The sequence below is a fragment of the Streptomyces sp. NPDC051217 genome, assembly GCF_044455465.1.
Lineage (GTDB): Bacteria > Actinomycetota > Actinomycetes > Streptomycetales > Streptomycetaceae > Streptomyces.
In genome coordinates, this window is the sequence record NZ_JBITEV010000001.1 from 941,126 (window position 1) to 951,369 (window position 10,244).

Annotated in this window: 8 protein-coding genes and 3 pseudogenes; 4 read left to right on the forward strand and 7 right to left on the reverse strand. The window is 67.4% G+C overall.

Features of this window, described 5'->3' with window-relative positions:
* Positions 1–132 precede the first annotated feature (132 nt).
* Together ACIBBB_RS04320 and ACIBBB_RS04325 are read right to left on the reverse strand one after the other, a co-directional pair.
* On the reverse strand, positions 133–1,143 hold the full coding sequence (locus ACIBBB_RS04320) for a CU044_5270 family protein (RefSeq protein WP_398978489.1): 1,011 nt from the start codon (positions 1,141–1,143) through the stop codon (positions 133–135).
* On the reverse strand, positions 1,140–1,772 hold the full coding sequence (locus ACIBBB_RS04325) for an RNA polymerase sigma factor (protein WP_398978491.1): 633 nt from the start codon (positions 1,770–1,772) through the stop codon (positions 1,140–1,142). Before ACIBBB_RS04325 ends, ACIBBB_RS04320 begins: the two co-directional genes overlap by 4 nt.
* A 447-nt stretch (positions 1,773–2,219) precedes the next feature.
* Between ACIBBB_RS04325 and ACIBBB_RS04330 the strand changes: the two genes are divergently transcribed.
* Positions 2,220–2,867, forward strand: a complete 648-nt coding sequence (locus ACIBBB_RS04330; protein ID WP_398978493.1) for a class I SAM-dependent methyltransferase — start codon at positions 2,220–2,222, stop codon at positions 2,865–2,867.
* 3 nt (positions 2,868–2,870) lie between these two features.
* On the opposite strand, the pseudogene ACIBBB_RS04335 reads toward ACIBBB_RS04330, so the two are convergent.
* Positions 2,871–3,659 (reverse strand): annotated as a pseudogene (locus ACIBBB_RS04335) (IS5 family transposase); the annotation flags it as partial.
* On the opposite strand from ACIBBB_RS04335, the pseudogene ACIBBB_RS04340 reads away from it, so the two are divergent.
* A pseudogene (locus ACIBBB_RS04340) lies at positions 3,561–4,569 on the forward strand (IS481 family transposase). The pseudogenes ACIBBB_RS04335 and ACIBBB_RS04340 overlap by 99 nt on opposite strands.
* Positions 4,570–4,685: 116 nt before the next feature.
* Here ACIBBB_RS04340 and ACIBBB_RS04345 read toward each other — a convergent pair.
* From ACIBBB_RS04345 to ACIBBB_RS04355, 3 genes are all read right to left on the reverse strand, one after another.
* Positions 4,686–6,554: a hypothetical protein gene (locus tag ACIBBB_RS04345; protein WP_398978495.1), complete on the reverse strand. Its 1,869-nt coding sequence runs from the start codon at positions 6,552–6,554 to the stop codon at positions 4,686–4,688.
* 118 nt (positions 6,555–6,672) lie between these two features.
* Positions 6,673–7,167 (reverse strand): hypothetical protein, encoded by a 495-nt coding sequence (locus tag ACIBBB_RS04350; RefSeq protein WP_398978496.1) that lies wholly within the window; start codon positions 7,165–7,167, stop codon positions 6,673–6,675.
* Positions 7,168–7,423: 256 nt separating this feature from the next.
* Entirely contained in the window at positions 7,424–8,071 is a 648-nt protein-coding gene (locus ACIBBB_RS04355; protein WP_398978498.1) for a hypothetical protein, read from the reverse strand.
* A 130-nt stretch (positions 8,072–8,201) separates the two neighbouring features.
* Between ACIBBB_RS04355 and ACIBBB_RS04360 the strand changes: the two are divergent.
* A pseudogene (locus ACIBBB_RS04360) lies at positions 8,202–8,555 on the forward strand (transposase); the annotation flags it as partial.
* On the opposite strand, the gene ACIBBB_RS04365 reads toward ACIBBB_RS04360, so the two are convergent.
* Positions 8,548–9,036: a hypothetical protein gene (locus tag ACIBBB_RS04365; protein ID WP_398978499.1), complete on the reverse strand. Its 489-nt coding sequence runs from the start codon at positions 9,034–9,036 to the stop codon at positions 8,548–8,550. The pseudogene ACIBBB_RS04360 and the gene ACIBBB_RS04365 overlap by 8 nt on opposite strands.
* 769 nt (positions 9,037–9,805) lie before the next feature.
* On the opposite strand from ACIBBB_RS04365, the gene ACIBBB_RS04370 reads away from it, so the two are divergent.
* Positions 9,806–10,129 (forward strand): Rieske 2Fe-2S domain-containing protein, encoded by a 324-nt coding sequence (locus ACIBBB_RS04370; RefSeq protein ID WP_398978845.1) that lies wholly within the window; start codon positions 9,806–9,808, stop codon positions 10,127–10,129.
* Positions 10,130–10,244 lie beyond the last annotated feature (115 nt).

Here is a 10,244-nt window from a genome sequence, read left to right on the forward strand (position 1 = left end):
ACCCCCCCCCCCCCCCCCCCCCCCCCCACCCCGCCCCCCCCCCCCCCGCGGCGCCCCCCCGCCCCCCCCCCCCGGGGGGGGGGGGCCCCCCGGGCCCCCCCCCCCCCCCCGACGGTATGTACTGCTCTGCGGCTACGGGCGCTGTTCCACCTTGTCGACGATGCCGACCTGGATCAGGGCGACTTCATTCGTACCGAGATACGTGAGCCGGACGGGATCGAACACCCAGCTGGTGCGGTCGCCATGAGCGCCCTTCAGCGTGAGGCCGATGCCCTGACGTCCGGCGCCGTCCACGGCATCCTGCTGTACCACCACACCAGGGATCCGCGCGGCAGCGCGGTAGAGAGCAGCGTCAACGTCCGGAACGACGAGGGCCTCGTCCAGCATCGAGCCGATGGCTTCGAAGGCTGCCTGTGCTTGCGTGGGGCCCTGGCCCTTGGTGTCCGCGTAGATCTTGTCCAGCAGCGCGCCCGGCTCGGTCGGCAGGGCGGCGAGTTCCCGGTACGTGGTGTAGTTGGGGTCGCTGTCCAACGTCATGCGCTGGGGGCCCTCGGGCACTCCGGCGCCAGGACCCACTTTTTGCACCGCGAGGCCGTGGCGGCTGCCGTCGACCGCGTGCCAGTCCTCACGCTCGTAGGGCACCGTCGCGGTCTGTATTTTCCCGTCCTGAAACGTCCGCTGCCGCCCCTTGACGTGGGTGTACACGTACTGACTGTCGGCGACTTTCCCGGAGTCACCTTGGGCGGCGACGTTGGCGATCCGGTCCAGCAGCCCTGCTGCCTCCTGGTGTTCGGCAGCCGTGGCGGCGCTGCTCCCGCCCGCCCCTCCCTGGCTGAAAAATCCGCCGAGACCGGCAGCGGTGACGACCGCGGCAACGGCGAGGGCCGGCGCCAGGACGAGTGCGGTGCGCCGGCGCCATGAACCATGCGGCACGGGGGCGTCGACGGTCTCGCGAGTAGCGGGATGCTTGGTGATGGACTGCATAAAGTGCTCCTTGAGCAGGCTCTGGCGGCCGACGGGGAGGTCCGGTACGTCCGGTGCGGAGGGCCCGGCTTGAGCCTCGGACAGCGCCCCGCCATCGGGCACATGCCCGCTCGCGGGGGCGTGCGTCGAGCCGGCGGACCGTCGCGGGAAGACGTTCATCGGATTCCTTTCTCTGTCGGCCTTGCCGCGTTGATGCGGTTGTTGATGAACTGTCCGCGGGCGGCGGAGCGTTGCATCCGGCTGCGCACAAGTTCCGCCTCGGTGTGCTCGCGCAGACGAGCACGCGCCCGGGACAGCCGCGCGCGCACACTGCCGACAGCGATCCCGAGCGCCTGTGCGGCCTCCCCGTGGCTGAGGCCCTCCCACACGCAAAGCGTGAAGACCTCCCGCTCCGCGCGCCTGAGAGTGCTCAGCGCGGCCCGGGCAGCGGCCAGCTCCTCAGCGTCCGCCAGCTGACCGACGAGTCCGTCGGCAAAGTCAGGAGCGGCCTCGGGGGCGGGCAGCCGCGCGACGGCGCCGTCGTGGCGCCGGGCGGCTCTGGAGGTATTGCGCATAACGTTGGTGGCGACACCGAGAAGCCAGGGAAGCAGGCTATCCCCGCCCGGATGCGCTTTCTGCCGCAGCCGCCACGCCTCGAGGAACGTGAGCGAAACGACGTCCTCCGCCGTGGCCCAATTCCCCGTGGTGCGCAGGGCGTAGCGGTAGACCACCCGGGCGTGATCTTCGAAGAGCTGCTCAAAAGCCGCCGGATCGCCGTCCCGAATACGAGCGCGAGTTGAGGGATTCACACTCTCTCCTGTCCGCTCATGGGGTGAGCGTTGCCATGACCCACGCCACACCCACGGGACGGCCCGCCCTCGCATCAACCTGGCACTTGCCCGCGGTCAGCCAAACAGTTGTCGAACATGACCACACGGTCCCGAAATCTGTTCGGCCGGCAGGTGGAGTCGGTGAGGCCGTCCAACTCATTCCCCGGACTGCGGCCGGGCGACAGCCGTCCACGCGCGCGGACCGAAACCCGCGCCTGCTGGGCACGTACTCAGGCTCGACCGAGGCGGACCGAGCGCAAGTGCCGGCCGGTACGGTTGCGGGATCCGCTCCAGGCGGCTATTTGCCCGGCGTCACGTAATTTCCCGTGGCTGACGCTTGGAACCTCGCGCGGCGCTGCTGGGCCCGTTTCAGAAGTGGATCAAGTAGTGATGTGCGGAGCCGGGAGGGCCGGATGCTGCACTCGCATGAAGGATCTTGGTAGTCAGATCGCGTACTGGGACAGTGTCGGTACAACAAAGACGTTCACCCATCCGGTAAATCTCAGCTGGCCGGCGGGGGTGGATCCGGACGCTCGGGTCTTGGACTACGGCTGTGGATACGGTCGTGTCATGGCCGAGCTGAGCGAGCACGGCTTCCGTGATGTTTCCGGTGTGGACCTGTCTCCCGCGCTGATCGAGCGGGGCCGTCGGATGCGGCCTGACCTGCGCTTTGCCGTTCTGAAGTCCCCGCCGGACCTGATTGACGCATCGGGAAGCTTCGATGTCGTCCTGCTGTTCGCAGTGGTGACGTGTATCCCCGACGCCGATGCCCAGCGAGCGCTGGTCGGCGAGCTGAACCGCGTCCTCGCACCTGGCGGGCTGCTCTACATCAGCGACATCGGCTTGCAGGACGACGAACGAAACCACAGCCGCTACGCGGCCTACGCCCGGCAATTTGGCACACCGTACGGCGTGTTCGCCACGGACGACGGTGCGGTATGCCGACACCACGACATTGCGGAGCTACGCGCTTTGTTGTCGGACTTCGACCTGGTGGACGAGCGCGGGATCGAGGTCACCACGATGAACGGCCACCTGTCGCAGGCGGTGCAGCTGCTGGCCCGCAAGCGGTAGCAGTCACAGCCACTCGTTGATGGCCGCGATCAGCACCGTCGCCTCGTAGCGGACGGAGAGCTTGTCGTACCTCGTGGCCACCGCGCGGTGGCGCTTCAGACGATTGATCCCGCACTCCACCGCATGGCGCTCCTTGTAGTCCTCATTGTCGAACGTTGGTGGCCGACCACCGCGGGCGCCGAGCTTCTTGCGGTTGGCGATCTGGTCCTTCTTCTCCGGGATCGTGCAGCGGATGCCGCGTCTGCGCAGGTATGTGTGGTTCGCGAGGGAGCCGTACGCCTTGTCCGCGCGCACCTTGTCGGGGCCGTCCCGGGCCGGGCCTGGGCACGCGGATGCGGCCCAGGACGACCCGGAACTGCGGGGAGTCACCGCGCTGGCCGGCCGTGATCACCAGCGACATCGGCTTCTGGGCCTGCTCGACCGGGAGGTGGATCTTGGTGATCGGCCCGCCGCGTGAGCGTCCGAGTCCGTGGTCGGCGGGCTCGGTGAAGACCCCGCCGGGCGGCTCGACCTGCAGATCCCCCTTTTGTGGGCGCCAGCGGCATGCTGGTGGGCGCGGGCGATCGTGGAGCCCACCGAAATGTCCCAGGTGATCAGCCCTTCACGTCGGCCCGAGCCTGGAGCTGCTCGAAGATGCGGTGCCACGTTCCGTCGCGCTGCCAGCCCGTACACGGTCTCCCACGGCCCGTACCGTTGGGGCAGGTCTCGCCACGGTATCCCTGTCCGAGTGCGGAACCGTATGCCGTTGATCAACACCGTAATGCACCCCTGACCGAGACCGGACGTCTGCGTCTGGCCCGTTGTGTGGTCGAGGACGGCTGGCCTCTGCGGCGGGCGGCCGAGCGTTTTGCAAGTCTCACCGACGACAGCCCAGCGATGGGCGGACCGTTACCGGCTGTATGGCGAGGCGGGCATGGCGGACCGGTCAAGCCGTCCGCACACCAGCCCACGCCGGACCCCGACGCGGACCGAACGACGGATCATCAAGGTCCGGATCCTGCGGCGGTGGGGACCTGCCCGCATCGCCCACCTGCTCAGCCTGGTCCCCTCGACCGTCCACCGCGTGCTGACCCGCTTCGGCCTGGCCCGCCTAACCCACCTCGACCGGGCAACCGGCCGCGTCATCCGCCGCTACGAACGCGACCGGCCCGGTGAACTGGTGCACGTGGACATCAAGAAGCTCGGCAACATCCCCGACGGCGGCGGCCACAAAGCACTGGGCCGCCAAGCGGGCAGGAAGACCCGGTCCGGGTCCGGCTACAGCTACATCCACACCGCCGTCGACGACCACTCCCGCCTCGCCTACAGCGAGATCCTCACCGACGAGAAGAAGGAAACCGCCACCGGGTTCCGGCAACGGGCCCAGACCTTCTTCACCTCGTGCGGGATCACCGTCGAACGCGTCCTCACCGACAACGGCGCCTGCTGCAAGTCCCATGCCTGGCGCAACACCCTGGCAGCCGCCGGGATCACCCACAAGCGAACCCGGCCCTACCGCTCACAGACCAACGGCAAGGTCGAACGCCTCAACCGCACCCTGCTCGACGAATGGGCCTACGCGAAGCCCTACCGCTCAGAGCAGGAACGACGCGACGCCTTCCCGCAATGGCTGCACACCTACAATCACCACCGCGGACACACCGCGCTCGCAGGCAAACCACCCGCCAGCCGCGTCCCCAACCTCACAGGGCAATACACCTAGGGCGTCCGAGGTGTCCGCGCCGCCGTCCTTCGCTCCATCGGCAGGTCGTGCTGCCGCATCAGTTCACCGCCCCCGGTGAACACGTCCTGCTCGCCGCTGAGGAGACCCTTCAGCGCCTAGCCTCCGTCGGGTCGATCTTCGGGGGAGCTGTCCGCACCGAAATAGTCCGCGAGGCAGAGTTCGAGGTGGGTGAGGGCGTCGAGGACCTGCGGGTCATGGATCTGCTTGCGGAGTTGTCCCACCTCGTGGAGATGGCGTGGGGTGGCCTGGACCAGCGGAAGTTCGAGCAGTGCGCGTGCGGCCGGCAGGTATGGGCTGTGCAGCTCCAGGTGTACGGAGTGCCCTGCGTATCCGTTGATGATCATTGAGTCCTTGTGGGGCGAGAGTGTGCCGAAGCGGCGCTGCGTCGGATGCATTCCACCGCCCTTGGCGTTGGCCGGCTGCGGGGCGTCGTTGTCCAGCAAGCCGTCGGGTCGAATGGAGAACAGTCGCTGCGCGAAGTGGTCGGCCATGGGCAGGCCGAGCCAGAACTTCCACGGCCACTTGTCCAGCACCCGCCCGCGATGGCTGCCGGTGCAGCGCGGCCGAGCGCCGGAGAAGTCCCACATTTCCGTGTACAGCTTCCCGGTATGAAACATGATGTTCACCTGGAAACGGTGGCACACGGCTATGGAGGTGGGTGAGGTGAACGCGACGGCCGGGGCGGTTGCCCCCTTCTGGACCTTGTTCGTCGCGAATTCGGCTACCAACGCTCCGTCCTCGTCGGTCACTACCATCCGCCCGCGGTGGGCGACCGCGACGAGCCCGTGGCTGGGAAGCGTGGCTATCGCGCTGGTGGCGGAATCGTCGTACGGATGGGACTCGCCGAGGGTGAGTGACCGGGAGGCCTTGCGTAGCTGATCCGAGCCGATGTCGGCGAAGATCAGCTCGCCGTGCCGGCCGAGGCAGACAGCGCCGCCGCTGGAGCGCTCCAGTCGTGAGAGTGGGGCGAGGCGGCCCAGGCCCTGCCGGGGTGTCGGCGTCAGGCGCACCAGCTCCGTGTGGTCGGGGACACCCCAGGTGCGCAGCTGTAGTAGGACTTCGCCGCCGAGGTGCAGCAGGCCATTGGTCTCTGTGTGCGGATCGAGGCGCCCGATCGGATGTGTCCGTACCTCGCCGGAGCCGACGTGGATGGTCTCCACCCGGGGTTGTCTTTTGCGGTCCCCGTAGGAGAGGTGATGTTTAGTCAGAAGCGCGAACTCTGCTGAGTCGGGCGAGAAGGAGACCGTGGTGCTGATATCGCCCGTGCTGATATCGCCATCAGTCGAGTGCCGGTCCAGGTGGGTGACGGTGCTCGCGGGGAGGCGCCGAACGGTGTCGGTGAGTCGGCCCGCCTGTACGGCGGCGAGCCGGTCGAGGAGCGGAGCGTGTTCGCCGGTGCGGTGCCGTGGCGGGAATAGGGCAGCGACGGTCGCGGCCTGCGGGAGGGCGAGGCTGAGGGTGAGCAGGCGCAGATCGTCCCAGCGGTCTTGACTGGCTAACTGGCCTGCGAAGTAGCCGAGTTCGGTGGCGGTGAGGCTGGCCAGGTGGTCGCTCCGGTCGCTGGTGACGACGCTGCGCAGGGCGGTGGAATCGCCGGTTTCCGTGAGTACGGTGCGCAGCCGCCTTCTGGTGATGGGGTCGGTGGCGTGGTAGGCCTCAGCGAAAAGGGTGCCGTCGGGGTCGAGAGCGTGGCGCTGTTCGTGCTGGCCGATGAGGGAGAGGTAGGCGGCACGGTCGGCCTCGCGCTGCGGGGCGGCATCGAGGAGTTCGAGGACGTCGGACGGGGGCAGCTCGGTGGCGGCAGCGCGGATGGCGTCCTGAACATGGGGCCAGCCTGCGGCGGCGTTCTGTACGAGGCGGCGCCAGGCGCGACGGGCGAAGAGGCCGCGGCTCCCGTCGGAGCGACGGGTGAGGGCGCGCCTTAGTTGACGCTGTGCCTGGGCTTTGGCTTCGGCTGAGTCCATGTCCTCACGATGCCCTATACAGGTCCAGAGGGACTGCGGCCACCTGCCCTTTCCGTTCAGCAGACAGCCTCCTCCACCGGCACGGGGGAGCGGCCGGCGAGGGGCGTTACCGGCCCGTCTAGCGCACCTGGTACGTCCTCAGCCTCTCCAGCACTGCACACGTTGCCGTGTACAGCTCTCCCACGCACTGCACCCAGTGCTCTTCGCCGCCGCTACGCGCCGCGTCGTACAGCTCCCGCGCCCGCGGCCGACTCTTCTCCACTGCCCACGCCTGCAGGAACTCCCCCGCCCACGCTATGGCTGGGTCCTCGTTGCGTGTCAGGCTGCCAATGCATTGAATCGCGGTGAGACTGGGCTTACCGCGCGTCTTGGCTCCGATAGCCGCCGTCAGCACGTCGGTCTGGCTGCGGTACCTGCTGCTGGCCGCCGCCTTGCGCGCGATCCCGCCCAGCGCCCGACAAACCGACCACAGGTCCTTGTCGCGCCGTGGCCCCAGCGCGAACTCCAGGACCTTGATGAACTCTTTCTGTCCGCGCGCGGTGTCGCCGGACCTCACCTGGCCCATGACCGCCGCGCGTGCCATCAATTTGAAGGCACCTGCGCGAAAAAACATCACACCCCTCCCCTGGCGATGTTGGGCGTTCGTACCGCCCCCGTCTACCCGCGGGTGGCATCGTTCACTTCAAGCAGCAGCGTTTGTCTCCTGCTTTGAGCAGCAGTTGCGATCTTCGGGTCCGTGGCTGTTCGCGAGAGATAGCAGCAGGCGGCCCGGCACGATCGGGCGGTCGACGACGTCCGTGCCTGTCCTGGCTCCGCAGGACAAGAAGCGCCGGGCGGGAAGTCGCGAGCGAGCATGGGGAGGGCTGCCCTCAGGCTGAGCCGCTGTCACCGCCGGGGGCAGTCGCAAGGACCACGGCCACGATGAGGAAGACCGTTGCACCTGCTACCACAACGCTGGCCCCCAGGCCAAAGTAGGCCCACGCCACGGCCTTGACCAGGTTCAAGCGAAGGACGCCGATCGCGCCCAGTACCGCCAGCACGTCCACAACCACAGTAACCGCGACGGCGATGCTGATTACGGGCTTCGCCTGCAGGTCGTCCATGGGAGGAACCAGGAATGAACGAGCTAAGAATGAGCCGGAGTCCGGAGGAACGGGTGTGTTCAAAATGAACGCTCCCACCAGAATGACGCCGACGCCGACGCTCGCGGCGAGCAGGAGGAGGAAGGCGCTGGTGTCAGCCGGAGGTCCGCTTGGCGCCTCCTCGACGATCTTCCCCGCACCGTACAAGGGTGGCACCGCCCCCGCGAGCGCGACGAGGGCGAAGAAGAAGCTGCCCGTTTCGAGGCCAAGAGAGACCCAGCGGTAGGCAGCCCAGTACAGAGCGCTGCTCATCACGAGCGCAATCACTACGCCTGCGCCACCGCCGACCAGCAGCCACCAATGCAGGCTACCGGGAGAGCCAACAGGCGCCGCTTGCGGTATTGCCGATGCGGCGGCGGTGGCAAGTGAGCCCATCTCAGAAGCGTAGGGGGCGGGCCGCCGACCGGGAAGAAGGCGTTCGAAGAGAGGAACCGGAGGCTATAGGTGCGACTGGTCGAGGCCAGGGCGGAAGTCGCGGATCGCCGACCTCTACCCGGGCGAGGCCAGGACCGGAGCCCGCATCCTCATCGACGTCGGCGACGGCAGTAACTTCCCCTCCGCCGCCCACCTCGCCGCCTACGCCGGCCTCGCCCCGGCGACCCGCAGTTCGGGGTCCTCGATCCGTGGCGAGCAACCGTCCCGCCGGGGGAACAAGCAACTCAAACGGGCCTTCTTCCTGTCCACGTTCGCCGCCCTGGCCGATCCCGCGTCCAGGACCTACTACGACAAGAAAATCACCCAGGGCAAACACCACACCCAAGCCATCCTCTGCCTCGCCAGACGCCGGGCCGACGTCCTGTTCGCGATGCTCCGCGACGGCACCTTCTACGAACCTCGGCCAGCCGCGGCGGTCACGTGACCAGCGGGTCCGCCAACAACACCACCTGATCCACCTCAACATCGAACCCGAGTAGCGGATGACTGTGGTCACCGCCCTCGGAAACCATCAGCACCGGCTTGCCCAACCGCCGCCCGACCACCCGCAGGAAGCCGCAGAACACGTCCAGTCGTTCCTGGCCCTGGAGCTCCCGCAGATCAACATCGAAGTCGATCTCCTCCACCGCCCAGAACCGGAAGATCGCCAGCACGTCGGCAGCCGGCCAGACCCTCAGCTCCGGGCACTCAGCGTCAGCCGGGCGAGACAGAACTGCCTCCGCCCGAGGCACTGGCAGCACAGTCTCGCCTTCGGAGTACTGAAACTTCCACCCGCTCACGCTGACGAGGTCCAAAACCGCCTGCCAGTCCCCAACCGAGGCATCAGGAACAACCACGTCCGGCAGCGACCCCATCAAATCCGGGTCGAAGAAGCTCACTACGTCATCCCACAACAGGTCAGGCATCACGTCATGCTGCCCCGAACCCCACCAGAACGCAGCCCGTTCCCCTTGACGAAACCCATAGGGGCCCCCACGAAGATCACGATCTAGGGCTGGAGTATTAGTCAGCGTGCCGCTGTTGCCCGAAATCGTCGAGATCGGACACGACCAGATTTTCGCCGCTCTCAAGGTAGTGGCCCTCCACGATCCAGCCAACAGCCCGGCGCGAGCCACCCAAAACCTTCAGGAATGGCTTCTTCTGCCCGCGATTGGGCTTCGTGAAGGCTTCCGGTCGCCCCGTCTGAGGGCCTGTCGGGGTCGTAGGCGAGCAGGTCGCGGTGAACAACTTTGAGCAGTTGCAGGTGGCCCGAATCCGGCTCGCGGAACTCGGTCCGGCGGGACATGGCGATGAGCCATGCGACGCCCGTTCGACCTCGTCGACGTCGTGATCGAGGCCGTCGGTGAGCCCTCCTCGGTCGGCATGAGGCCGGCAAGTGGATCGGTCAGGCACTGACTCACGGCGGCAGCATGCATCACGTACTCCACGCTGGCCGAAACGCATAAGTGATGTGCCCCACATCGGAACAAACGTGAGAACACGCAACGGTCTGCGGGTCATACTGATTGTCATGACACCGACGGCCACATCCGTGGGCGCCTTCTGTTCGCTGCTGCGCGCAGGCCTCAAGTGCCCGGCCGAGATGTCCTCTCGGGGCTCGTCGACGCCGAGGGCGGACTGGTGGACCGTGCCGTGTTCACCGATGCGGAACGCTACCGTCAGGAGTGGGGCCGCGTGTTCGCCCGGATCCGCGCCTGCCTCGACTCGTGCCCTCACTGCGGCACCCTGGTGTGCCGCGCCGATTTTGGCTCGATCCGCAATCGCACCTGTACCCACCACGGCTGGTCCTACGACCTGGCCGACGCGCTGGTGAGCGTGCCGAAGCGGTCAGACCATCCCGAGTCGTTCGACACCACCCGCTTGGGATCTGGTCGAGGTGCTGTACGTCGAATCACAAGACCAATTGATCTTCGGCACCCGGAATCCGGAGCCGGTGCCGCTGCGGGAGCCGCTCGGGGACGTGGCCTGGTACAGGGACGCGATGTTCGACCACGATGATCAAGGAACGGTCGTAGTCGGCGGGGTGCACGAGTGGGAGTTGGAAGACAACTGGAAGCCCGCTCCGTGCGGGCTTGGGCAGAGTCCTTGCGTTCGCTCGCGATCTTCTGCCGCA